The sequence below is a fragment of the Rhodococcus sp. OK519 genome (genome assembly GCF_003051005.1).
In the GTDB taxonomy this organism is placed as follows: domain Bacteria; phylum Actinomycetota; class Actinomycetes; order Mycobacteriales; family Mycobacteriaceae; genus Prescottella.
In genome coordinates this window covers 267,055-291,206 of the sequence record NZ_QAOW01000004.1, presented here as the reverse complement: position 1 = coordinate 291,206, position 24,152 = coordinate 267,055, and the positions used below count along the sequence as shown (strand labels likewise).

Annotated in this window: 23 protein-coding genes; 16 read left to right on the top strand and 7 right to left on the bottom strand. The window is 68.5% G+C overall.

Annotation, left to right across the window (positions count from 1 at the left end):
- Position 1 precedes the first annotated feature (1 nt).
- Positions 2–2,803 carry an aconitate hydratase AcnA gene (gene acnA, locus C8K36_RS13695; protein WP_107985037.1) on the bottom strand — a complete coding sequence of 934 codons (2,802 nt, stop codon included), beginning with the start codon at positions 2,801–2,803 and terminating at the stop codon, positions 2–4.
- A 348-nt stretch (positions 2,804–3,151) separates the two neighbouring features.
- Here acnA and C8K36_RS13690 point away from each other — a divergent pair, with 348 nt between their 5' ends.
- From C8K36_RS13690 to C8K36_RS13650, 9 genes are all read left to right on the top strand, one after another.
- Positions 3,152–3,718: a DUF6676 family protein gene (locus C8K36_RS13690; protein WP_107985036.1), complete on the top strand. Its 567-nt coding sequence runs from the start codon at positions 3,152–3,154 to the stop codon at positions 3,716–3,718.
- A 333-nt stretch (positions 3,719–4,051) separates the two neighbouring features.
- Complete coding sequence (locus tag C8K36_RS13685) at positions 4,052–5,458, top strand: NlpC/P60 family protein (protein WP_107985198.1); 1,407 nt, start codon at positions 4,052–4,054, stop codon at positions 5,456–5,458.
- 72 nt (positions 5,459–5,530) lie between these two features.
- A complete protein-coding gene (locus tag C8K36_RS13680; protein WP_420910883.1) occupies positions 5,531–6,697 on the top strand; it encodes an AAA family ATPase in 1,167 nt (388 codons plus the stop codon).
- Positions 6,694–7,650: a DUF58 domain-containing protein gene (locus tag C8K36_RS13675; protein ID WP_107985035.1), complete on the top strand. Its 957-nt coding sequence runs from the start codon at positions 6,694–6,696 to the stop codon at positions 7,648–7,650. The genes C8K36_RS13680 and C8K36_RS13675 overlap by 4 nt, the downstream gene beginning before the upstream one ends.
- Positions 7,647–8,627, top strand: coding sequence for a VWA domain-containing protein (locus tag C8K36_RS13670; RefSeq protein ID WP_107985034.1), 981 nt, complete (start codon positions 7,647–7,649; stop codon positions 8,625–8,627). The genes C8K36_RS13675 and C8K36_RS13670 overlap by 4 nt, the downstream gene beginning before the upstream one ends.
- 78 nt (positions 8,628–8,705) lie before the next feature.
- Entirely contained in the window at positions 8,706–9,428 is a 723-nt protein-coding gene (gene fabG1 / locus C8K36_RS13665; protein WP_107985033.1) for a 3-oxoacyl-ACP reductase FabG1, read from the top strand.
- A gap of 52 nt (positions 9,429–9,480) precedes the next feature.
- The gene (gene inhA, locus C8K36_RS13660) at positions 9,481–10,278 is read left to right on the top strand and encodes an NADH-dependent enoyl-ACP reductase InhA (RefSeq protein WP_107985032.1); all 798 of its coding nucleotides are present in this window, start codon (positions 9,481–9,483) and stop codon (positions 10,276–10,278) included.
- A 54-nt stretch (positions 10,279–10,332) separates the two neighbouring features.
- Complete coding sequence (locus C8K36_RS13655) at positions 10,333–11,403, top strand: ferrochelatase (protein ID WP_107985031.1); 1,071 nt, start codon at positions 10,333–10,335, stop codon at positions 11,401–11,403.
- 57 nt (positions 11,404–11,460) lie between these two features.
- The gene (locus tag C8K36_RS13650; protein ID WP_258195403.1) at positions 11,461–11,943 is read left to right on the top strand and encodes a helix-turn-helix domain-containing protein; all 483 of its coding nucleotides are present in this window, start codon (positions 11,461–11,463) and stop codon (positions 11,941–11,943) included.
- Positions 11,944–11,951: 8 nt separating this feature from the next.
- Here C8K36_RS13650 and C8K36_RS13645 read toward each other — a convergent pair whose 3' ends face one another.
- Positions 11,952–12,761, bottom strand: a complete 810-nt coding sequence (locus C8K36_RS13645) for a hypothetical protein (protein WP_107985029.1) — start codon at positions 12,759–12,761, stop codon at positions 11,952–11,954.
- A gap of 139 nt (positions 12,762–12,900) precedes the next feature.
- Between C8K36_RS13645 and C8K36_RS13640 the strand changes: the two genes are divergently transcribed.
- From C8K36_RS13640 to C8K36_RS13625, 4 genes are all read left to right on the top strand, one after another.
- Positions 12,901–13,653: a DUF3097 domain-containing protein gene (locus C8K36_RS13640; protein ID WP_420910890.1), complete on the top strand. Its 753-nt coding sequence runs from the start codon at positions 12,901–12,903 to the stop codon at positions 13,651–13,653.
- Positions 13,654–13,723: 70 nt separating this feature from the next.
- Positions 13,724–14,155, top strand: a complete 432-nt coding sequence (locus C8K36_RS13635; protein WP_107985027.1) for an NfeD family protein — start codon at positions 13,724–13,726, stop codon at positions 14,153–14,155.
- 4 nt (positions 14,156–14,159) lie between these two features.
- Positions 14,160–15,332 (top strand): SPFH domain-containing protein, encoded by a 1,173-nt coding sequence (locus C8K36_RS13630; RefSeq protein ID WP_107985026.1) that lies wholly within the window; start codon positions 14,160–14,162, stop codon positions 15,330–15,332.
- Positions 15,333–15,424: 92 nt separating this feature from the next.
- On the top strand, positions 15,425–15,709 hold the full coding sequence (locus C8K36_RS13625; protein WP_146176496.1) for a hypothetical protein: 285 nt from the start codon (positions 15,425–15,427) through the stop codon (positions 15,707–15,709).
- Positions 15,710–15,717: 8 nt separating this feature from the next.
- Here C8K36_RS13625 and C8K36_RS24555 read toward each other — a convergent pair whose 3' ends face one another.
- The 5 genes from C8K36_RS24555 to C8K36_RS13600 all read right to left on the bottom strand — a co-directional run bounded on the left by C8K36_RS24555 (position 15,718) and on the right by C8K36_RS13600 (position 18,789).
- Entirely contained in the window at positions 15,718–16,047 is a 330-nt protein-coding gene (locus C8K36_RS24555) for a hypothetical protein (protein ID WP_146176495.1), read from the bottom strand.
- 46 nt (positions 16,048–16,093) lie between these two features.
- Positions 16,094–16,624 carry a hypothetical protein gene (locus C8K36_RS13615; protein ID WP_107985023.1) on the bottom strand — a complete coding sequence of 177 codons (531 nt, stop codon included), beginning with the start codon at positions 16,622–16,624 and terminating at the stop codon, positions 16,094–16,096.
- Positions 16,621–17,202: a hypothetical protein gene (locus C8K36_RS13610; protein ID WP_107985022.1), complete on the bottom strand. Its 582-nt coding sequence runs from the start codon at positions 17,200–17,202 to the stop codon at positions 16,621–16,623. Before C8K36_RS13610 ends, C8K36_RS13615 begins: the two co-directional genes overlap by 4 nt.
- Before the next feature lie 46 nt (positions 17,203–17,248).
- Positions 17,249–17,908, bottom strand: coding sequence for a TVP38/TMEM64 family protein (locus tag C8K36_RS13605; protein WP_107985021.1), 660 nt, complete (start codon positions 17,906–17,908; stop codon positions 17,249–17,251).
- 65 nt (positions 17,909–17,973) lie between these two features.
- Positions 17,974–18,789 carry a PaaI family thioesterase gene (locus tag C8K36_RS13600; protein WP_107985020.1) on the bottom strand — a complete coding sequence of 272 codons (816 nt, stop codon included), beginning with the start codon at positions 18,787–18,789 and terminating at the stop codon, positions 17,974–17,976.
- A gap of 171 nt (positions 18,790–18,960) precedes the next feature.
- Here C8K36_RS13600 and mutA point away from each other — a divergent pair, with 171 nt between their 5' ends.
- Genes mutA through meaB form a run of 3 tightly spaced genes read left to right on the top strand, consistent with a single transcriptional unit; the run spans position 18,961 to position 24,120 of the window.
- Positions 18,961–20,856 carry a methylmalonyl-CoA mutase small subunit gene (gene mutA / locus C8K36_RS13595; protein ID WP_107985019.1) on the top strand — a complete coding sequence of 632 codons (1,896 nt, stop codon included), beginning with the start codon at positions 18,961–18,963 and terminating at the stop codon, positions 20,854–20,856.
- 14 nt (positions 20,857–20,870) lie between these two features.
- A complete protein-coding gene (gene scpA / locus C8K36_RS13590; protein WP_107985018.1) occupies positions 20,871–23,132 on the top strand; it encodes a methylmalonyl-CoA mutase in 2,262 nt (753 codons plus the stop codon).
- Entirely contained in the window at positions 23,119–24,120 is a 1,002-nt protein-coding gene (meaB, locus tag C8K36_RS13585) for a methylmalonyl Co-A mutase-associated GTPase MeaB (protein ID WP_258195402.1), read from the top strand. Before scpA ends, meaB begins: the two co-directional genes overlap by 14 nt.
- Positions 24,121–24,152: the final 32 nt, after the last annotated feature.

Genomic DNA, 24,152 nt, shown 5'->3' with positions numbered 1-24,152 from the left:
ACTAGCCCCGGATCATGTTGCGCAGCACGTACTGCAGGATGCCGCCGTTGCGGTAGTAGTCCGCCTCGCCGGGGGTGTCGATGCGAACGACCGCGTCGAACTCCACCGTGGAGCCGTCGGTCTTGGTCGCGGTGACCTTGACCGTCTCCGGGGTGACGCCCTCGTTGAGCTTGGCGACGCCCGAGATGTCGAAGGTCTCGGTGCCGTCCAGTCCGAGACTGGCAGCAGATTCTCCGGCGGGGAACTGCAGCGGGACGACGCCCATGCCGATGAGGTTCGAGCGGTGGATGCGCTCGAAGGACTCGACGATGACGGCCTTGACGCCGAGCAGGCTGGTGCCCTTGGCGGCCCAGTCACGCGACGAACCGGAACCGTACTCCTTGCCGCCCAGGACGACCAGCGGGATGCCGGCGGCCTGGTAGTTCTGCGACGCGTCGTAGATGAACGACTGCGGCGCACCCTCGAGGGTGAAGTCGCGGGTGTAGCCGCCGGAGACATCGTCGAGCAGCTGGTTCTTCAGACGGATGTTCGCGAACGTGCCGCGGATCATCACCTCGTGGTTACCGCGACGCGAGCCGAGCGAGTTGTAGTCCTTGCGCTCGACACCGTGGGCGTCCAGGTACTGCGCGGCCGGGGTGCCGGGCTTGATGGGGCCGGCCGGGCTGATGTGGTCGGTGGTGACCGAGTCGCCGAGCAGCGCGAGCACACGAGCGCCGCTGATGTCGGTGACCGGGGCCGGGTCCATCGTCATGCCGTCGAAGTACGGCGCCTTGCGGACGTAGGTCGAGTTCTCGTCCCACTCGAAGGTGTCGCCGGCCGGGGTGGCCAGGTTCTGCCAGCGCTCGTCGCCCTTGAAGACGTCGGCGTAGGACTTGCGGAACATGTCCTGGCTGATCGACGACTTGATGGTGTCGTCGATCTCCTGGGCCGAAGGCCAGATGTCCTTCAGGAAGACGTCGTTGCCGTCCTTGTCCTGGCCCAGAGCGTCGAAGTCGAAGTCGAAGTCCATGGTGCCGGCCAGCGCGTACGCGATGACGAGCGGCGGGGACGCAAGGTAGTTCATCTTGACGTCGGGGGAGATGCGACCCTCGAAGTTGCGGTTGCCGGAGAGCACCGCGGTGACCGACAGGTCGTTCTCGTTGATCGCCTTGGAGATCTCCTCCGGCAGCGGTCCGGTGTTACCGATGCACGTGGTGCAGCCGTAGCCACCGAGGTAGAAGCCGAGCTTCTCGAGGTACGGCCACAGGCCGGCCTTCTCGTAGTAGTCGGAGACGACCTGCGAGCCGGGCGCCATGTTGGTCTTGACCCACGGCTTGCTCTCGAGGCCCTTCTCGACCGCGTTGCGGGCGAGCAGTGCGGCGCCGAGCATGACCGACGGGTTCGACGTGTTGGTGCACGACGTGATGCCGGCAACCGCAACCGCGCCGTGGTCGAGAACGAACTCGCCGCGCTCGGTCGTGACCTTCACCGGCTTGCTCGGACGCCCGTGCGAACCGTTGGCCGCCGACGGAACCACCGAGGCGACGTCGGAGACGCCGGCCGTCGAAGCGGGGTCGGAAGCCGGGAACGACTCCTCGACGGCCTCGTCGAGGTCCGAGTGGGCAGCCTCGGCACCGTTGGTGACGTAGGTGACGATGTCGCGACGGAACGCGTCCTTCGACTCCGACAACAGGATGCGGTCCTGCGGGCGCTTCGGGCCGGCGATCGACGGCACGACCGTCGACAGGTCCAGCTCGAGGTACTCGGAGTATGCGGGCTCGTGGGCAGCGTCGTGCCACATGCCCTGCTCCTTGGCGTACGCCTCGACGAGCGCGAGCTGCTCCTCGGAGCGTCCGGTCAGACGCAGGTAGTTGATGGTCTCGCCGTCGATCGGGAAGATCGCTGCGGTGGAACCGAACTCGGGGCTCATGTTGCCCAGGGTTGCGCGATTCGCCAGCGGCACCTCGGCCACGCCGGCACCGTAGAACTCGACGAACTTGCCGACCACGCCGTGCTTGCGCAGCATGTCGGTGACGGTCAGCACGACGTCGGTCGCGGTCACGCCGGGCTTGATCTCACCGGTCAGCTTGAAGCCGACGACGCGCGGGATCAGCATGGAGACCGGCTGGCCGAGCATCGCGGCCTCGGCCTCGATGCCGCCGACGCCCCAGCCCAGCACGCCCAGGCCGTTGACCATGGTGGTGTGCGAGTCGGTGCCGACGCAGGTGTCGGGGTACGCCTGGCCGTTGCGGGTCATGACGGTCGGTGCCAGGTACTCGATGTTGACCTGGTGCACGATGCCCATGCCCGGGGGGACGACCTTGAAGTCGTCGAACGCGCCCTGGCCCCAGCGCAGGAACTGGTAGCGCTCGCCGTTGCGCTGGTACTCGAGGTCGACGTTGCGCTCGAGTGCATCGGCGCGGCCGAAGACGTCGAGGATCACCGAGTGGTCGATGACCATGTCGGCGGGGGACAGCGGGTTGACCTTGTTCGGGTCGCCGCCGAGGGTGGTGACGGCCTCACGCATCGTGGCGAGGTCGACGACACAGGGCACGCCGGTGAAGTCCTGCATGATCACGCGGGCGGGCGTGAACTGGATCTCGACACTCGGCTGGGCCGAGGGATCCCAGTTCGCGATGGCGCGAATGTGATCGGCGGTGATGTTGGCGCCGTCCTCGGTGCGCAGCAGGTTCTCGGCGAGAACCTTCAGCGCGTAGGGCAGCTTCTCGGTGCCGGGGACGGACGCGAGGCGGAAGATCTCATACGAGTTGTCTCCGACCTCGAGCGTTCCCTTGGCGCCGAACGAATCAATACTGGTGGTCACGTCAGCTCCACTCGTCTTTGAGGTTCGCCATCGACGGGGCTGTGTCGACGGCTGAAGCGAGGCAGGCGAGCAGGCACTGGCTCGATCACAGACCGAGCCCGGCAGCTCCGCGAGCGTCTCGCCAGGAGTCTAACAGTACGCTTGTCCTGTGAGGCTGTGGGGGCGCGCTCGGGCCGGATGTCGCACCCTCGAACTGCCATCGAACTGCCATCGAACTGCCATGTCGTCCGCGTCGCTTCAATCCTCACGCAGTCGGCACGCGGGTGCAACGGCGGCGGCGCGCCCGGGTCGATACGTCACGTACTGTGCAATTCAAGTCTGCCCGTCGTACCCGACCCCGGATGAGAGATGTCTGCCTCTATCGCGCCTGTCCTGCTGCCGAACATCGCCAAGATCCCCGACGACGTCTCTCTCGACGCAGTGTTCGCGGATCTGTCCGACGACAATGTGTCGGCCCCTGCCTCGGACGTCGAGGGCCTGCGCGCCGTCGTCGCGCGGGCGCAGGACGACGGGATCGATCTGCACATCGTCGTCGTCGAATCCGATCCGCGCGGTCCCGAACCCTTGCGTGACCTGGCCACCGAGGTCGGGACCGTCGAGGGCGGCACGGTCCTGGTGCTGAGCCCGTCGGCCAACGGAACCTACAGCGACACCGTGAGCCGCGTCGTGCTCGAGCGTGCCCAGGATCGGACGTTCACGGGCAACGCGGTCGATTCGGCGAACAACTTCGTCGACGGGATCGCCGAGCCGGCGCCCAAGTGGGGGCTCGTGACGGCGCTGCTCGTGGTTCTGGTCGCGGCCGTCGCCGGAGTCTCGTTCGTGGCCAAGGCCCGCCGAGGTCGCGCAGATGCAGCAGATGCGCCGGTCTCGCGGCAGGCGACGCCGGTCGCCGACGAGCATCCCGCCGGTTCCTGACCCGCCCTTCTCGAACTGTTTCCGCTGGTCGAATTACGTCGACGTCATTTGTGACAAGAGTTCACCAGCGAGCGCAAAGTGTCGTACGGTGCCAGTGGCACTTTTTGGGGAAGAAGTGTCGCGAGAGTGATGTGACGACTCATGTGGCTGTTGAAAGGTCGCGTGGTCTGCGCGTCGTCGTGGGCACCGTCCGCGGTAGCGCTCCTCCCCGCACGGGTCCGGTGGAAAGCCGGGTTCGGTCGCAGCAGTAGGGAGGGTGTTGTGGCGCGAAGCGGCTCACGCGTAGGCGTGCGGCGTCCGGCATTTCCACGTGTGCGCTCGGTGGGCGTGCGGATGCTGCTGGGCGCGGGCGTCGTATGCGCCCTCGTCGCGGGTCTGCCCGGCACGACAGCCGCTGTTCCGCCGCCACCGCCGAATCCGTCCGATTCCGAGATCGAGACGGGCAATGCTCGCGTGTCGGAGGGCGTCACGCAGGTCGGCGATCTCATCAACCAGGTCGCGACCGCGAACCAGCAACTGGCACGTCTGGATGACGAGGTCGCCATCAAGCGCGAGGACGTCAACAAGGCGCTTGTCGATCTTCAGAGCGCGCGCGACGAGGCCGCCGCCGCCGGTGGGCTCGTCGAGCAGAGCCAGCAGGCGCTCCGAGACGCGGGAACGCAGATCGAGCAGGCGCGCAAGCGTTTCACCGACTACGCCGTGTCGAGCTACACCAAGGGCCGCAACGTCGCGTCGCTCTCCTCTTTCTTCGGTGCCGAGGGGCCGGAGGACATCCTCGAGCGCGCGCAGATGATGCGGATGCTGTCGGCGAGCCAGAAGGCCGTTCTGGAGAATCTGGAGCGGGCGCGCGCCGAGCAGGCCAACAGGGATTCCGCTGCGCGCGAGGCGAAGCAACGCGCCGACGCCGCGGCGGGTGCGGCCGAGAACAAGAAGGCCGAGGCCGAGCAGGCGATCGCGTCCGCCCGAAATGCCTTGCAGGAGCAGGCCGCGCGGAAGACGCAGATCGAGTCCGATCGCAACAGTGCTCAGGCTCAGCTCGATTCCGCACGCGCCAACGTGACGGGACTGCAAGGGCAGCGCGAGGCGTACCTCGACTGGGACAACCAGCGTCGCGCCGAGGAAGCGGCAGCGGCCGCGGCGGCCGCCGCGGCCCAGGAGGCCGCCCGCCGGGCCTCCGAGGATCAGGCGTCGCGTGACCGTGCCTCCCAGCTCGCCGACGGGCAGCGGTCCCACACCCAACTCGAGGACGACGAGAACGGCGGTTGGACACCGCCCGCACAGTCGAAGCCACGTCCGATGGCGCCGTCCGTCACCGGGTCGGGGGCCATCGAGACGGTGATCGATCGCGGCATGTCCCAGCTCGGACTGCCCTATGCGTGGGGCGGTGGCAACGAGAACGGCCCGACGCTCGGCATCCGGGACGGCGGTGTCGCCGACAGCTTCGGCGATTTCAGCAAGGTCGGCTTCGACTGCTCGGGCCTGATGATCTACGCCTTCGCCGGCGTCGGCATCTCGCTACCGCACTACACCGGCTACCAGTACACCGCGGGCACGCAGGTGCCGTCGTCGGAGATCCGCCGCGGCGACATGATCTTCTACGGTCCCAACGCCAGCCAGCACGTCGCGCTGTACCTGGGTGACGGGCAGATGCTCGAAGCCCCGCAGTCGGGGTCCACGGTCCGGGTTTCGCCGGTGCGATGGGACGGCATGACTCCGTACGCTGTCCGTATGGTGTCGTAGCTCACCCCGGCTTCGTGCGGGGGCGGGGCGACACCTGGAATAGTTGAGCGGACAGGCAAGTCTGGCAAGTCGATGGAACGATCTAGGTGGAAGCGGGGAGTGTCGGTGACCTCACGTGACGGCGCGGTGGCTGGGTCCGGTTCGCAGGGGGCGGTTCACCCGGACACGGGAGCGGGGACGTCGGACCTGGCTCGGGACGTGCACACGCTCGAACGGGCGATCTACGAGGTCAAGCGGGTCATCGTCGGACAGGACCGACTGGTGGAGCGGATGCTCGTCGGCGTCCTGGCCAGGGGCCACGTGCTGCTCGAGGGTGTGCCCGGTGTCGCGAAGACTCTCGCAGTGGAGACCTTCGCGAAGGTGGTCGGCGGATCGTTCTCCCGCGTCCAGTTCACCCCGGACCTCGTGCCGACCGACCTGATCGGCACCCGCATCTACCGGCAGGGCCGCGAGCAGTTCGACACCGAACTCGGGCCCGTGGTCGCCAACTTCCTGCTCGCCGACGAGATCAATCGTGCCCCGGCGAAGGTGCAGTCGGCGCTGCTCGAGGTGATGGCCGAACGGCACGTCTCGATCGGCGGCAAGACGTATCCGATGCCCGAACCGTTCCTGGTGATGGCCACGCAGAACCCCATCGAGAACGAGGGCGTGTACCCGCTGCCCGAGGCGCAGCGCGACCGCTTCCTGTTCAAGGTGCTCGTCGACTACCCGTCGGTCGAGGAGGAGCGGGAGATCGTCTACCGCATGGGCGTCGCCGCCCCCGAACCGAACCAGGTCCTCGACCCGCAGGAACTCGTCCGTTTGCAGAAGGTCGCGAGCAACGTCTTCGTCCACCACGCGCTCGTCGACTACGTGGTGCGGGTCATCTCCGCCACTCGCACGCCCCAGCAGTTCGGCCTCGACGACGTCGCCGGTTGGATCGCGTACGGCGCTTCGCCGCGCGCCACCCTCGGCATCATCTCGGCCTCCCGCGCACTCGCCTTGCTCCGTGGCCGCGACTACGTCGTCCCGCAGGACGTGCTCGAGATCATTCCCGATGTGCTGCGGCACCGACTGGTGCTGTCGTACGACGCCCTCGCCGACGAGGTCTCGCCGGAGGACGTGATCACCCGCGTGCTGCAGACCGTCGGGCTGCCCCAGGTCGGCGCCCAGCCGGTGCCGCAGATGGCCCAGCCGTCGGCTCCGGCCTACCAACCCGGCGCGGTACCCGCGGCGACCTCGGGCACGCAGCCGCAGTGACCCGACACCCGGGTGCTGTGCCGTCCTTCCGCTCCGGATCGTTGCGCGATCCGGAGCTCACGGCGGCACTGCGCACGCTCGAACTGACCGTCCGACGGCGTCTCGACGGCGTGCTCCACGGTGACCACCTCGGACTCATCCCGGGACCGGGATCGGAGCCCGGCGATGCCCGCGAGTACCAGCCCGGCGACGACGTGCGGCAGATGGACTGGTCGGTGACCGCCCGGACCACGCACCCGCACGTCCGGCAGACCGTGGCCGACCGCGAGCTCGAGACGTGGCTGGTGATCGACCTGTCGTCGAGCCTGGACTTCGGAACCGCGCTGTGCGAGAAGCGGGACCTCGCGGTGGCGGCGGCGTCCGCCGTGACGTACCTCGCGGGTGGCAGTGGCAACCGGATCGGTGCCGTCGTGGCGACCGGAGATCGGATGCTGCGCATACCCGCCCGCGGCGGCCGGGTCCACGCGCAGGCCATGCTGCGTCGGATCGCGACCACCCCCCACGCCGCGGAGGGCGTGCGCGGCGACCTGCGCGGCGCGCTCGAATCGCTGCGCCGACCCGAGCGTCGGCGGGGACTCGCGGTCGTCATCAGCGACTTCCTCGGACCGATCGACTGGGAGCGGTCGCTGCGCGCATTGTCCGGTCGGCACGAGTTGCTCGGCATCGAGGTGCTCGATCCGCGGGACCTGACGCTGCCCGACGCCGGTGATGTCGTGCTGCTCGACCCGGAATCCGGTCGCACACGGGAGTTCTCGACCACACCGAAGCTGCGTGCGGACTTCGCGCGCGCCGCGGCCGCGCATCGTGACGACGTCGAATCGACGTTGCGTCGCTGCGGTGCACCGCTGCTGAGCCTGAGCACCGACCGGGACTGGATCGCGGACGTCGTGCGCTTCGTCGGGGCGCGGCGGCACAGCTACGGCGCCCCGAGTCGTGGGGCGGGCCGCCGATGAGCCTGTCCCAGTTCGCCTCTCCGTGGTGGTTGCTGTTCCTCGCGGTGGTGGCGGCCCTCGTGGCCGGCTACGTGGTGATCCAGCGCCGACGCCAGAAGCACGTGCTGCGGTTCGCCAACATGGAACTGCTCGAGAAGGTTGCGCCCAACCGGCCCAACTACACGCGGCACATCCCGATCGCGTTGCTGCTCGTCGGTCTGGTGTTCCTGACCGTCGCTCTGGCCGGTCCCACCGCGGACAAGCGGGTGCCCCGGAACCGGGCCACCGTCGTACTGGTGATCGACGTGTCGCTGTCGATGAAGGCCACCGACGTCGAGCCGAGCCGTCTCGCTGCCGCGCAGGAGGCGGCCAAATCCTTCGCCGACGGACTGACTCCCGGCATCAACCTCGGGCTGGTGGCGTTCGCGGGTACCGCGTCGGTTCTGGTGTCGCCCACCCCGAATCGCGATGAGACGAAAGCCGCGATCGACAATCTGAAGCTCAGCGAGCGCACCGCGACGGGTGAGGCGATCTTCACGTCGCTGCAGTCGATCGACACGCTCGCGGCCGTGCTCGGTGGCAGCGAACAGGCGCCGCCCGCCCGGATCGTGCTGCTGTCGGACGGCAAGCAGACGGTGCCCGAGAGCCCCGACGATCCGCGCGGCGGCTTCACCGCGGCGCGGCAGGCGAAGGACAAGGGCGTGCCGATCTCGACGATCTCGTTCGGCACGAGTTACGGCAGCGTCGAGATCGAGGGGGACCGCATTCCGGTCCCGGTCGACGATCCGTCGCTGCGGGAGATCGCGAACCTGTCGGGCGGTAGCTTCTTCACCGCGTCGAGTCTCGAGGAACTGCGCGACGTCTACGACACCCTCGAGGAGCAGATCGGGTTCGAGAACGCGCGCGGCGACGCGAGCCGCCCCTGGCTGGTACTCGGCGTGCTTTTCATCACTGCGGGTCTGGCGACTTCGCTCGTCCTCCGTCAACGCCTGCCCTGACCGGGCGCCCGCCCGCCCTGTTCGTCGAATTCGTCCACCTGTACCCGTAACCCGCAAGCGAACAGATAGGTTGATCGCATGTCCAACACCAGCAGCCCGTCCCGTTCCGTGCTCGTGACCGGAGGCAACCGCGGCATCGGCCTGGCCGTCGCGCAGCGCCTCCTGAACGACGGACACAAGGTGGCGGTCACGCACCGTGGCTCGGGTGTGCCGGAGGGTCTGTTCGGGGTCAAGTGCGACGTCACCGATGCGGAGTCGATCGACCGCGCCTTCAAGGAGGTCGAGGAGCATCAGGGCCCGGTCGAGGTACTGGTCGCCAACGCCGGAATCACCGACGACACCCTGCTCATGCGCATGGACGAGGAGCAGTTCTCGCGCGTCATCGACTCCAACCTCACGGGCGCCTTCCGATGCGCCAAGCGGGCAAACCGGGCCATGCTGCGCGCGCGCTGGGGTCGGATGATCTTCCTGGGTTCGGTCGTCGGCATGGCCGGTCAGGCGGGCCAGATCAACTACGCGGCGTCCAAGGCCGGCGTCATCGGGATGGCGCGCTCCATCACCCGTGAACTCGGCTCGCGGTCGATCACCGCGAATGTCGTGGCGCCGGGCTTCATCGAGACCGACATGACCGCCGAGCTGTCGGACGACCTGCGCGAGACCGCCAAGAAGTTCATTCCGCTGCAGCGCCTGGGCAAGGCCGAGGACGTCGCCGCGGTGGTCAGTTTCCTCGCGTCCGAGGATTCCGCGTATGTCTCCGGTGCCGTGATCCCGGTCGACGGCGGCATGGGCATGGGCCACTAGGCCTTCCCGGAACACCACGCACCCACAGACTTTCATCAACAGGAGAAGCAACATGGGCGGACTGCTCGCGGGCAAGACCATTCTCGTCACCGGCATCATCACCGACGCCTCCATCGCGTTCCACGTCGCGAAGGTGGCGCAGGAGCAGGGCGCGAAGGTCATCATCACCGGCTTCGATCGGCTGCGGCTGATCGACCGGATCGCGCAGCGCCTTCCGCAGCCGGTGCCGCCGGCCGTCGAGCTGAACGTGCAGGACGACGAGCATCTCGCGACGCTCGCCGACCGGGTCCGCGAGCTGGCGCCCGAGGGCATCGACGGCGTCGTGCACTCCATCGCGTTCTCGCCGCGCTCGGGTCTCGGTGCACCGTTCCTGGACGCGCCGTGGTCGGACATCTCGAATGCGATGGAGATCTCCGCGTACTCGTACGCGTCTCTGGCGAAGGCGCTGCTGCCGGTGCTCAACGACAACGCGTCGATCGTCGGTATGGACTTCGATCCGTCCCGCGCGATGCCGTTCTACAACTGGATGGGAGTGTCCAAGGCCACGCTCGAGGCGGTGAACCGGTACGTCGCCAAGGAGGTCGGTGTTCGCGGCATCCGCTCCAATCTCGTTGCCGCCGGCCCTGTCAAGACCCTCGCGGCGAAGGCGATCGCCGGCGACGCCACCGGCCCCGGTGCGGAACTGAACAAGCTCAACACCGCGTGGGACACGGCAGCGCCGATCGGCTGGGACGTCGACGACCCGACGCCCGTCGCGAAGAGTGTGTGCACGGTGCTCTCGGACTGGCTGCCCGGCACGACGGCGTCGATCATCTATGTCGACGGCGGCTTCCACGCGGTGGTCGGCTGACCCGTCGAGGGCGGCGGTTTCGTCGTTGTTTCGACATTGGGCGAGAATGAAGGCATGAGCGGTCAGCGGGACACCGAGTTCGATGCACTACTCGTGCTCTCCTTCGGGGGGCCCGAGAAGCCGGAGGATGTCCGGCCGTTCCTCGGGAACGTGACCCGGGGCCGGGGTGTCCCGCCCGAGCGCCTCGACGCCGTCGCCGAGCACTACATGCACTTTGGTGGGGTGTCGCCGATCAACGCCCTCAACCGCGACATCATCGAGCGTGTCGAGGCCGAACTGCGCGGCGCGGGAATCGATCTGCCCGTGTACTTCGGCAATCGCAACTGGCATCCCATGGTGGAGGACACCGTCGCACGCATGCGCGACGACGGTGTCCGCAACGCGCTGGTGTTCCCCACGTCGGCGTGGGGTGGGTACTCCGGGTGCCGTCAGTACGACGAGGACATCTCGCGGGCCCGAGCCGCCGCAGGGGAGGACGCTCCGACGCTGTCGAAGCTGCGTCAGTACTACGACCACCCACTGATGATCGCGGCCTTCGCGGACGCGATTCGGGCTGCGCGCGAGCAGCTTCCGGAGGAAGTCCGCGATCGGGCGCGGCTCGTGTTCACGGCGCACTCGGTGCCGCTCGCGGCCGACGCCAAGGCCGGGCCTCCCGCCGCGGGCGGAAATCTGTACAGCCGTCAGGTGGCCGACGCCTCACGCCTGTGCGCGGAGGCCGCCGGCGTCGACGACTTCGACCTGGTGTGGCAGTCGCGGTCCGGTCCGCCGCAGGTCCCGTGGCTCGAGCCCGACATCTGCGATCACCTCGACACCGTTGCGGCCGCGGGTGCCCCCGCCGTGATCGTGTGCCCCGTCGGGTTCGTCTCCGATCACCTCGAGGTGGTGTGGGACCTCGACACGGAGGCCCGGGACAAGGCGGCCGAACTGGGCATCGGGTTCGTGCGCGTCGCGACGCCCGGAACGGATCCGCGTTTCGCACAGATGATTCGGAGTCTCGTCGAGGAACGCCGCGACGGCGCCGGCCCCGCCCGACTCGGCAGGGAACCGCTGCTGGGGGCGACCGTCGACGGGCTTCCCTGCGCGGTGGACTGCTGCGCGCCCGCGCGGCGTCCGGGCGCGCGCTGACGCGTTCCTCGCGGCCTGTTTCCGGATGGAAACCACCCGGCGGACTATGTTGATCGGGTGCAGGACAGCCTCTATCACCGCTTCGAGTTCACCTTCATCGTGCCGCTGCTGACGGCGTCACGGGAGGCGGCGATCGCGGACGAGTTCGACATCCGTGTCCGCGACCAGGGTGGTCTGCAGCTGCTGACGGTGATCGCCGAGGGAATGCGCTGCGCGACTGCGGGAATGAGTCTGGTCGACCAACTCGTCGCGCACGGCGTGCGGCCCGAACGCACTCATCCGGACCTCGTCACGCGTCAGGACGTCGCGGACCGCGCCGGGGTGACGCGGCAGGCAGTGGGGCAGTGGGTGCGTGGTGTCCGGCAGCGCGGCACGCCGTTCCCGATGCCGTTCAATACCGTTTCGGGCGGGATCTGGCTGTGGGGCGACGTGTACGCATGGTTGCGTCGACACGACTACGGCTGCGACACCGAACTGCTCTATCCGACGTTGGACGAGCACGTGCGCATCGATCGGCACATCGTGATGAATCACCGCTGACGCCGTCGTCAGGCGCGGTGCGCGGCCCTCGCGGAGGCGGAGACCGCGGCCATCCGCGCCGTCCGGACGGCGGACCACAGCGGGCGCAGCAGTTCCTCGCGGGCGGCGGCGCTGGAGGCGGACGGCGCCTCCGTCGGCGAATCATGTTCGGCGACCTCGAGAATCGTCGCCACCTGATCGGCCGAGTCGAGAATCCGCAGGGCCCGTGTCGGGAGCGAATCGGGGTAGCGGTGGTGCGCCCGGTCGTCGAGTGCCTCGGCGATGCGGCGGCGGGGATCGCCGTCGGCGTGACCGGTCTGCACCGAGGACAACTGCAGGAGCGCCTGCGCGGCGTCGCGGATCGCCTCGCGCATCGCGTACTCGGCCTCGCCGAGACCGGTGTGCTCGACAAGCGGGGGCACGTTCGCGATCGAATGGACGCTCCAGCGCAGCACGTCGGGCCCCTCGACCACGGGCACGAGTCCGATACCGGGCTCCCCGGGTTCGCCGACGATCACACCCTCGCCGGCGTCGAGTGCGGCCCGCGCGAAATCGGTGCCGGCGGGAAGGCCCCGCACGTCACCGGCCGCCGGCAGGACCAGGCGCAGCGCACCGGACGTGTCGGTGCACCGTCGGACGAGCCGCAGCAGGATCGGTGCGGCGCCGTCCTGCACCCCCGGCCACGCGAGATCCGTCGACAGGGCCGTGGCGGCGTCGACGGCCCCGACGAGGTGCATCGGCGCCCACTGCTGCAGGGCGTCGATCACATCGTCGGGTGCGCTGTCCCCGGCGAGCCAGGAAGCGGCCCACAGGGTCAGTGTCGCGCTGGGAGAACTCACGGTTAACGAGCATAGGACGGCGTGGCGGTGTCTGCGCACAGCACCGCCTCGCCTAGCGTTGGGTGCCGTGAACTCGAGCAACGCGTACGGCGACATCTTCGCCGGCCACTCCCGGACCCGGAAGCCCAAGACCCCCGAGATGGCCGCCGAGCGCGACCTCGTAGTGGAGGATGCCGCCACCGGATTCTGCGGCGCCGTCGTCGGGATCGAGCGCACGTACGACGGCGATTTCGTGCGCCTCGAGGATGCTGCCCGCCGCACCCGCCTGTTCGCGATGCGCGAGGCCGCGTTCCTGGTCGACGGCCGGCCGGTGACCCTCGTCCGCCCTGCGCCGCAGCAGTCGAAGCCGACTGCGCAGCGATCGGCGTCCGGTTCGACGAAGGTCGAGGGGCTGCGGGCACGCACTGCGCTGCCGAGCCGGATCTGGGTGGAGGGCATCCATGATGCCGCCCTGGTCGAACGGGTGTGGGGTCACGACCTGCGGGTCGAAGGGGTCGTCGTCGAACATCTCGAGGGACTCGACAATCTGGCAGACCGGCTGGCGGAGTTCCGTCCGGAGCCGGGCCGGAAGGTCGGAGTCCTGGTCGACCACCTCGTCACCGGCTCGAAGGAGGAACGGCTGACGCAGGGGCTCGGACCGCACGTGATGGTGACGGGCCATCCGTACATCGACGTGTGGGAGGCGGTGCGGCCCGGCGCTGTCGGCATCGACGCGTGGCCGAGGGTTCCGCGGGGGCAGGACTGGAAGACGGGTGTGTGCGACGCGCTCGGCTGGGGCACACCGCAGGACGGGTGGCGACGCGTCTACGGTGCGGTCTCGAGCTTCCGCGACCTCGAGGCACCGCTGATCGGCGCGGTGGAGCGACTCGTCGATTTCGTGACCGTGGAGTGAGCCTCCGGTACGTCCCCAGGCGGGTCGGCGAGCCCCGCGCCCGGAGCGGAAGTTCTGGTTAGATGGTGGTGTGGCAGCTTTGATTTGGCTGGTGGCGGGTGCGTTGCTGGCGGCCGCCGAGGCCGTGACCGGAGGGTTCTTCCTCCTCATGCTCGCGGGGGGCGCGCTGGCAACCGCTGCCATCACGGCGGTAACCGACTTCCCGGTGTGGATCGATGCCGTCGTGTTCGGGGTGGTGTCCCTCGCGCTGGTGGTCGGGATACGGCCTGCAATGTTGCGGCGCTTCGGGGTTCCGCCCGCGGTGCCGACCAATATTGCGGCGCTGAGCGGCAAGCAGGCGTTGGTGCTCCAAGAGGTGGGGGCGAACGCCGGACAGGTCAAGCTCGACGGTGACGTGTGGACAGCTCGGCCGCTCGACGTCACGGAGGTTTATCTGCCGGGCACCACGGTGACAGTAATGGAGATCGACGGCGCGACAGCCGTTGTCTGGAGGGGACCCTAGGAAGATGGCAGCTCTCATAGTTCTGGCCGTGATCGTCGTGCTGGTGGTGATCCTGGTCGCCAAGTCGGTGGCACTGGTTCCGCAAGCCGAGGCGGCGGTGATCGAGCGGCTCGGCCGCTACACCAAGACGGTGTCGGGGCAGTTGACTTTCCTGATCCCGTTCGTCGACCGGATCCGGGCGAAGGTGGATCTGCGTGAGCGGGTGGTGTCGTTCGCACCGCAACCGGTCATCACGCAGGACAACCTGACGCTCTCGATCGACACGGTCGTCTACTTTCAGGTCACCAACCCGCAGGCTGCGGTCTACGAGATCAGCAACTACATCGCCGCCGTCGAACAGTTGACCATCACCACGCTCCGTAACGTCGTCGGCGGCATGACGCTGGAGGAGACCCTGACCTCGCGCGACTCGATCAACGGTCAGTTGCGCGGCGTGCTCGACGACGCCACCGGCCGCTGGGGACTGCGCGTCGCTCGCGTCGAACTCAAGAGCATCGATCCGCCGCCTTCCATCCAGGAGTCGATGGAGAAGCAGATGAAGGCGGACCGTGAGAAGCGGGCGATGATCCTCACCGCAGAAGGTCATCGCGAGTCGTCCATCAAGACCGCCGAGGGTGCCAAGCAGAGCCAGATCCTCGCTGCGGAGGGCGCCAAGCAGGCCTCGATCCTCGGGGCCGAGGGCGAGCGTCAGTCCCGGATCCTGCGGGCGCAGGGTGAGCGGGCCGCGAAGTACTTGCAGGCGCAGGGCGAAGCCAAGTCCATCGAGAAGGTGTTTGCCGCCATCAAGGCCGGTCGACCGACTCCCGAGATGCTCGCGTACCAGTACCTGCAGACGCTGCCGCAAATGGCACAGGGTGATGCCAACAAGGTGTGGCTGGTGCCCAGCGATTTCGGTGACGCCCTCAAGGGCTTCGCCAAGACCCTCGGCGCCCCGGGCGAGGACGGAGTCTTCCGTTACGAGCCCAGTCGGACCGAGGGTCAGGACCTCCCGCGTCCCGAGGACGACTCCGAAGAGGTTGCGGGCTGGTTCGAGACGAAGACCGACCCGGCAGTCGAACGGGCCGTCCGCGCCGCGGAAGCGGTCGCGCGGACACCCGTCGACACGGGTCTGGGCACCGAGCATCTGCTCGGCGGCGGTGAACAGCAGCAGGAGGAGTTGCCGCCGGGGCAAGCGTAGGGGTGCTGTGCTGGCTGAAGAACGAACGGGTCTGGGGCAGCACTCTGATCCTGGCTTGGCTCGTGCTGGGCGTACCGTCCACAGTGGACCGGATGACGTCGGGACCGTCGGCGTGGGATTGGGCGTGGCTCGGCGTGTTTGCGTTCGCCTTGCCCGCCTCCGTCGTGTCGACGGTGCGGGCGTGGCGGAATCGGAGCGAATCGCGGATTGAGACGGTTCGGGTTGCGCCGGAGGATGTTCCGACGGAGGACGTGCGGGCTGCGATCGGGTCTACATTCGAGCGGATCTCGGCGATCAAGCTGCTGCGCGAGATGCATCCGGGGCTGGGGCTGCGCGATGCGAAGGAGCTGATCGAGAGGCGTCCGCCAGAGCTGTGACGCAGAGTTCAGGCGTGTGCCGATGTCGACCGGTGGGGCACGGTGTTCCCAGGGCTTTCAGGGGCGTCAGCGATCTCTGGTTCCTCGCGCAGCGCGCACTTGATGGGGAGCTTCTGCGCCGCGAGGGGATGCCGACCAGCGTGAGTTGGGAGAGCGTCGAACGGGATTCCGCGTCTGTTGATCTCGGCCAGCGCGGCGGCGTGGAAAGCTCTGAGGCGCTCGATCTCGTAGGAGATGGCGATTATCGCTTGTAGTCGTTCGAACTTGGATAATCGTCGCAGGTCGCTGGGGTGCGGCCCCAGTGATGCGGGGGTGTCGATGATGCGCTTCGGGTTCATTCCCGAAGGGTAGTTCGAACTTATGTTCGAGTCAACGGGTGTATTTCTACGTCACGAGCGCCCGACCGACACCCGCGACGGCGATTGCCCACAGCACGCTCGTGAAGGTTCCGATGATGAACTGCTCCGATGCGTGGGGCTCCCGAAGCTCGGGGTAGCGGGCGAGGCCCTTGACGGCGAGGACGATCGCGATGCCCTCCGGCCACCCGGCGAGGATCGACACCGCGACGGCCGTCCGCTCGAGGAGTCCGATGACGCGGCCGCCGCGCAGCGGTCCGTCGTCGGGCTCGGGTCCGGCGTCCGGCTGGCGGCGGGCGAAGCGGAAGGCGGCCAGCACCATCGGCGCGCCACCGGTCGCGGCGGCCGCGACGGTCAGTACGTACGTCGCGGCGAGGGCGAATCCGTGGACCGGGGGCGCGGCGCTCGCCGCGAGTGCCGCGCCGGCGAGGGCCAGTACAGCGGCGACGGGTGCCAGTCGGGTGACGACACCCGCGGGGCCTGACACCGCGCGCAGCCGGCCCGCCAGCGCGCCGACGAGGGCAGCGATTCCTACGAGTGTGAGGCTGAGTGCGGTCATCGGTCTGCCCTCCCGAGGAGTCGTGCGGCCAACTGTCGTCCCGCGACCTCGGCGTGCCAGCCGGCGGCGATGAGGCGCTGCGACACGGCCTGCTTGCTGATGCCGAGTTCGGTTGCCGACTCGGCCTGGGTGAGTCCGCCCCGCGCAAGTGCGACGGCGGCGTGGCCCTGCGGTGTCCGGCGCGACACCAGGAGTGCCAGCAGGGTGAGGGCGGCGTCGGCGTCGGCCGCGGCCTGCGGGTCCGCGCCCTCGACAGCGACCCCGGCCGGAGTCTTCTTGGCGCGCTCCACCGCGTCGCGGGCCGCTTCGAATGCGGGGCCGCGGCCGGCACGGGTCTGCGCAGGGAGTGGTTCTTCGACCGTTCCCACCCCGACGCCGATGCTCCAGTGTTCGCGGCGCACGAGTTCGAGCACCAGATCCACGACGGTATCGGCGTCGGCGGCGACGGCCTGGACCTCGTCTCCGGCCGTGCGCTCGAATGGGCGCAGCAGGGGATGGCGCGCGAGGTCTTCGAGGAGCGGTCCGACGCGGTCGATGTCTCGTCGACTGCCCCGCTGGTCCACGGTCAGAACGAACATGGAGCAAGGCTATGAGCTTGATAGTGAAAGATCAAGCCTCTGGGCCTTACTTCGATGAATCCAGGTCCTGAGCTTGACCTCCGGCCGTGCTGGGCGCGATGGGTGCCCGCGCATCGACGAACAGTCCCAGCATGCCCACGGCAATGCAGATCCCCGACACGACCAGCAGTCTGGGATCGGTCTCACCGGTCAGCGCGTCGGCGAGGAGGACGACCCCGACCGTGCCGGGCAGGATCCCGGCCACGGTCGCGACCGTGTAGGGCACGACGCGGACGGACGAGACGCCACAGCAGTAGTTCACTACCGAGAACGGAATCATCGCGATCAACCGCATGGATCCCACGGCCAGCCAGCCGCGCCGCTCGAGGCGGGCGTCCACCGAACGGACGGCGGGATGGGTCAGATGTGACGCGACGGCGTCGCGGCCGATCGCCCGCACGATCAGCAGGGCGAGCACGGCGCTGATCGTCGTGGCCACCATCGTCACCGCGATTCCGGTTGCGGTCCCGAACAGCACGCCGGCGCTGACGGTGAACAGCGTCCGTGGGACGGGCGCGATCGTCACGACGACGTGAACCAACAGGAAGACGAGGGGAAACAGCGGTCCGACGGAATCGGCCCACGACCGGATCTGTTCGATCGACGGATGCGGCACCAATGCCGCCGCGACGAACAGCAGTGCCAGTCCGACGAGGGCACCGAGCACTCGGGGATCCCTCAGTCTCGCAATCACAATCGTTCAGGCTACCTGCGACGGAGCGGCCGCCGCCCCTACCGGCTGAGGCGTCGGCACGTGACGGTCGCGACAGCGCATACGCGCCCGTCCGCGGCTGTGCTCGTGACGCGTGACACCGCGACCGACCGGCCTGCCCTGAGTACCTCGGCGGTGAAGACGACCTCGGAGTCGACGGGCGCGGGCCGGAAGTAGTTGATCCGCAGTGACGACGTGTGCATCGGCGCCTCGGCGGTGGCGACCGCGGCATTGCCGACCAGGTCGATCGCGCAAGCCTGGATGCCACCGTGCATCACCCCGAGCTTGTTGGCCAGTGCCGGATTCGCGGGCACGACGAGACGGGTGCCCTCGGCCTCGAATCGTCCGCCGATGCGCTCGAGCGGGGAGACGGACGCCGCCGGGATCGCCGCCGCGGCGGCGAGTGGCCGCACGACCGTCGTGCTGCGATCGGCACCGCCGTCGACGAAGTTGCCCCACGCAGTCGCGGTCGCAAGCAGGGTGCCGGCGCTGTCGCGGAGTTCGGTCGCGGCGATGCCGCCGTCCTCCGTGATCGCCACGGCGCGTCCGTCGGCGCAGACGTCCGGGCCGAACCATCCGGTCGGTGTGACGAAGTCCACTGACAGGTCGGCCGTGACGACGCCGGCCCGTTCGCCGCGGCGGTCCCACAACGTGAATCCGAGGATGTCGTCTACGAGAATGCCCAGCGTGGCGGTGGGGGAGACGCGGCGTGTATCGAGACCGTCGATGTCCATGGTGAGGCGGTTGACGCCGTCGATGCGCTGCGGCGGACTCATTCGGAACAGTCGCTGAGGAGTGATCGACAGACCTTCTTCCAGCACGTTCGCAACGCTCATGAATGGAGGCTAACGAACCGCGGGTGGCCTGGCGTCGGCGGCCGGACGGATGCGGTTAGCATCACAGGTCGAGGGGACTGGAATCGTCCCATTTGTTTGCCCGATTGTTTGCCCGATTGGAAGACCGCTCGCCACGAGCGATCATGCACGAGAGTGAGAGGGAGCCGCCCCGTGTCACCAGCTTCACAAGCCGAGGACGCCGCGCGCGCCTACTCGGAATGGCAGCAGGCCGTCGCCGGCGTGCTTGCCAAGTCGCGTCGAGTAGACGCCGCCGAGCTGGGCCCGGAGCCGCAGAAGCTTCTCGATACCACCACGTACGACGGTGTGACCGTCTCGCCGCTGTACACCGGACGTGACGAGCTTCCCGAGGCCCCGCTGCCCGGCGAGTTCCCGTTCGTGCGCGGCGCCGACGGCAACCGCGACGTCAACTCCGGCTGGCTCGTCAACGCGCAGTTCGGCCGGGGTGTCGCCGACGCCGCCGAGGTCAACCGCACGATCCTCGATTCGCTCGAGAACGGGGTGAGCGCGCTGTGGCTCTCCCTCGGTGGTGAGAACCTGCCGACAGATGCCCTCGACGCAGCCCTCGCGGGCGTGCTCCTCGACTTGGCGCCGCTGACTCTCGATGCCGGCTCCGAGACCGCCGCCGCGGCGCAGAAGTTGTTCGCGCTCCTCGATGCGCGCGCCGCTGCCGGTGACGGTGTCGCCGATCGGGCCGACGTGCGCGTCGGCCTCGGCGCCGCGCCGCTGACCGACGGGTTCTCCGGCGCAGCCGGAGTCGAGCTGGCCGACGCGGTCGCGCTCGCGGAGGTCGCTGCGGCCCGCGCCGAGACCGTTCGTGCGCTCACCGTGGACGGCACCGTCTTCCACAATGCCGGTGCGAGTGACGCCGAGGAGCTCGGTGCGGCGATCGCTGCCGGTGTCGAGTATCTCCGGGCGCTCACCAACGCCGGTCTACCGATCTCGGCGGCACTGGGACAGCTCGAGTTCCGTCTGGCCGCAACCGACGACCAGTTCCAGACCATCGCGAAGTTCCGCGCCGGTCGTCAGGTGTGGGCCCGCGTCGCGCAGGTGTGCGGTGCCTCCGAGTTCGGCGGCGCCGTGCAGCATGCGGTGACGTCCGCCGCGATGATGGCGCAGCGCGATCCGTGGGTGAACATGCTCCGCACCACGCTCGCCGCCTTCGGCGCCGGTGTCGGCGGCGCCGACTCGGTTACGGTGCTGCCGTTCGACGTCGCGCTGCCCGCAGGTGCTGCCGGCGTCTCGAAGTCGTTCTCGGCGCGTATCGCCCGCAACACCCAGCTGCTGCTGCTCGAGGAGTCGCACCTGGGCCGCGTGCTCGATCCGAGTGCCGGTTCCTGGTACGTCGAGGACCTCACCGATTCGATCGCAGCCAAGGTGTGGGAGTTCTTCCAGCAGATCGAGACGGTCGGCGGTTACTCGGCGGCACTCGGATCCGGCGTGATCGGCGATCGCATCGGGGCGACGAAGGCCGCCCGCGACTCCGACATCGCGCACCGCAAGACCGCGGTCACCGGCGTCAACGAGTTCCCGAACCTCGCTGAGGCACCGCTGCCGACCGAGGCGATCGAGACCGGTGCCACGGTGGCACGCTACGCCGCCGCGTTCGAGACGCTGCGTGACCGTTCGGATGCTTTCCTCGCAGCGAACGGCGAACGCCCCCAGGTGTTCCTGGCGCCGCTGGGTCCCGTCTCCGAGCACAACGGTCGTTCCACGTTCGCGGCCAACCTGCTCGCCTCCGGTGGCATCGAGGCCCTCAATCCGGGTCCGCTCGACGCCACCGACGGCAGCATCGCGCCGGCCGCCAAGGAGTCCGGAGCCCGCATCGCGGTGCTGTGTGGCACCGACAAGCGCTACGCCGAGCAGGGCGCAGCGGCTGTTACGGCCCTCCGCGAGGCCGGCATCGAGCAGGTGCTGCTCGCCGGTCCCGAGAAGATCTTCGCCGATGTCGAGGGTGCCGGGCGCCCCGACGGATTCCTTACCGCTCGCATCGACGCAGTCGCGGCCCTCACCGCACTGCTCGACGCAATCGACGGCGACAACAAGTGACTGGGAGCATCGAAGTGACAACGAACGAGGTGAAGCACGTCATCGGCAGTTTCGCCGACGTCGCGCTGACCGACGCACAGTTCCCGGCACCCGCCGCTCCCACCCCGGCGCAGACCGAGGCGCTCATCGAGAACCTCGCGACGGCGAACAACTACACCCCCGAAGAGGTGGTGTGGTCGACGCCCGAGGGCATCGACGTCAAGCCGGTCTACACCAAGGCCGACCGCGACGCGGTCGAGGCCGAGGGGTATCCGCTGGGCAGCTTCCCGGGCGCCGCACCGTTCCTGCGCGGTCCCTACCCGACGATGTACGTCAACCAGCCGTGGACCATTCGGCAGTACGCCGGATTCTCCACCGCCGCCGAGTCCAACGCCTTCTACCGCCGCAACCTCGCGTCCGGTCAGAAAGGCCTGTCGGTCGCGTTCGACCTCGCGACGCACCGCGGCTACGACTCCGATCACCCGCGCGTGCAGGGTGACGTCGGCATGGCCGGTGTCGCGATCGACTCGATCCTCGACATGCGTCAGCTGTTCGACGGCATCGACCTGTCGCAGGTGTCGGTGTCGATGACCATGAACGGCGCGGTGCTGCCGATCCTGGCGCTGTACGTCGTGGCAGCCGAGGAGCAGGGCGTCGCCCCCGAGCAGCTGGCCGGAACCATTCAGAATGACATTCTGAAGGAGTTCATGGTCCGCAACACCTACATCTACCCGCCGAAGCCGTCGATGCGGATCATCTCCGACATCTTCGCGTACACCAGCGCGAAGATGCCGAAGTTCAACTCGATCTCCATTTCGGGTTACCACATCCAGGAGGCCGGAGCGACGGCCGATCTGGAGCTGGCGTACACGCTCGCCGACGGCGTCGAGTACATCCGGGCGGGTCTCGACGCGGGCATGGAGATCGACAAGTTCGCGCCGCGACTGTCGTTCTTCTGGGCCATCGGCATGAACTTCTTCATGGAGGTCGCCAAGCTGCGCGCCGGCCGGCTGCTGTGGAGCGAGCTCGTCGCCAAGTTCGAGCCCAAGAGCGCCAAGTCGCTGTCGCTGCGTACCCATTCGCAGACCTCCGGCTGGTCGCTCACCGCACAGGACGTGTTCAACAACGTCGGCCGCACGTGTGTCGAGGCGATGGCGGCGACGCAGGGCCACACCCAGTCGCTGCACACCAACGCACTCGACGAGGCGATCGCGCTGCCGACCGACTTCTCGGCCCGCATCGCCCGCAACACCCAGCTGCTGATCCAGCAGGAGTCGAACACGGTCCGTCCGATCGACCCGTGGGGTGGTTCGCACTACGTCGAGTGGCTCACCAACGAGCTCGCGAACCGGGCCCGCGCCCACATCGCCGAGGTCGAAGAGGCCGGCGGCATGGCGCAGGCCATCGGTGAGGGCATCCCGAAGCTCCGCATCGAGGAGGCCGCGGCCCGTACCCAGGCCCGTATCGACTCCGGCCGGCAACCGCTGATCGGCGTCAACAAGTACGTGCCGGACGAGCCGGACAGCATCGAGGTCCTCAAGGTCGACAACACCAAGGTGCGCGCCGAGCAGCTCGCCAAGCTGGTGAAGCTGCGTGCCGAGCGTGACGAGGATGCGACGCAGGCGGCCCTCGCCGAGCTCACCCGCGCCGCGGCGTCGACCGAGGGTGGCATGGAGAACAACCTGCTCGCCCTCGCAGTCAACGCGGCTCGCGCGATGGCGACGGGCGGCGAGATCTCCGACGCACTCGAGAAGGTGTACGGGCGCCATCAGGCGGAGATCCGGACCATCAGCGGTGTCTACCGAGACGAGGCCGGCAAGGTGAGCAACATCTCGAACGCAATCGAGCTCGTCGAGAAGTTCGCCGAGGACGAGGGACGTCGTCCCCGCATCCTCGTCGCGAAGATGGGCCAGGACGGCCACGACCGCGGCCAGAAGGTCATTTCCACGGGCTTCGCCGACCTCGGCTTCGACGTCGACGTGGGACCGCTGTTCCAGACCCCCGAGGAGGTCGCCCAGCAGGCGGCCGACGCCGACGTCCACATCGTCGGTGTGTCCTCTCTCGCCGCCGGTCACCTCACGCTGGTGCCGGCACTGCGGGAGGCCCTCGCTGCGGTCGGTCGCCCCGACATCATGGTCGTCGTCGGCGGCGTCATCCCGCCGGGTGACTTCGAGGAGCTGTACCAGGCCGGTGCAGCGGCGATCTTCCCGCCCGGCACGGTCCTCGCGGATGCGGCCATCGGTCTGTTGCAGAAGCTGTCGGCGCAGTTGGGACATGATCCGATTGCCGCCGACTAGCCGACCGCCGCTCGATCTGGCTGCGCTCGGTGACGCGGTCCTGGAGGGCCGGCGAAGTGATGTCTCCAAGGCCATCACGCTCGTCGAGTCCACCCGGGCCGATCACCGGGAGCAGGCGCAGCAGTTGCTGCTGCGCCTGCTCCCGCACGCCGGCAACGCGATCCGGGTCGGCATCACGGGTGTTCCCGGCGTCGGCAAGTCGACGACCATCGAAGCCCTCGGAATGCATCTGCTCTCGTTGGGGCACAAGGTCGCCGTCCTCGCGGTGGACCCGTCGTCGACCCGAACCGGTGGATCGATCCTCGGCGACAAGACCCGGATGCAGAACCTGTCGGTGGAGCCCGACGCGTTCATTCGGCCGTCCCCGACGTCGGGCACGCTCGGCGGTGTCGCCAAGGCGACCCGCGAGACGATGGTGCTGCTCGAGGCCGCCGGCTACGACGTGATCCTCGTCGAGACGGTCGGTGTCGGGCAGTCGGAGGTGACGGTCGCCAACATGGTCGACACGTTCACGTTCCTCACCCTCGCGCGGACCGGTGATCAGTTGCAGGGCATCAAGAAGGGTGTCCTCGAGCTCGCCGACATCGTCACCGTCAACAAGGCCGACGGCAGGCACGAGACCGAGGCGCGGGTCGCGGCCCGCGAACTGGCCGGTGCACTGCGGCTGATCTATCCGCACGACGCGCTGTGGAAGCCCCCGGTGCTGACCATGAGCGCGCTCGAGAACATCGGCGTCGACAAGTTCTGGGACGAGGTGCTCCGGCACCGTCAGGTGCTCGGCGACGCCGGCGAACTCGAACGCAAGCGGCAGAAGCAGCAGGTCGACTGGACCTGGTCGATGGTCCACGACCAGTTGCTGCGGCGACTCCACTCCAACGACCGGGTCAAGAAGATCCGCGGCGAGGTCGAGGACCAGGTACGGGAAGGTTCGCTCACGGCGGCCCTTGCCGCGCACCGTATTCTCGACGCGTTCGACGGAGCCGAGTAGACGCTGCCCCCACGTACGACTGAGCAGGCCCT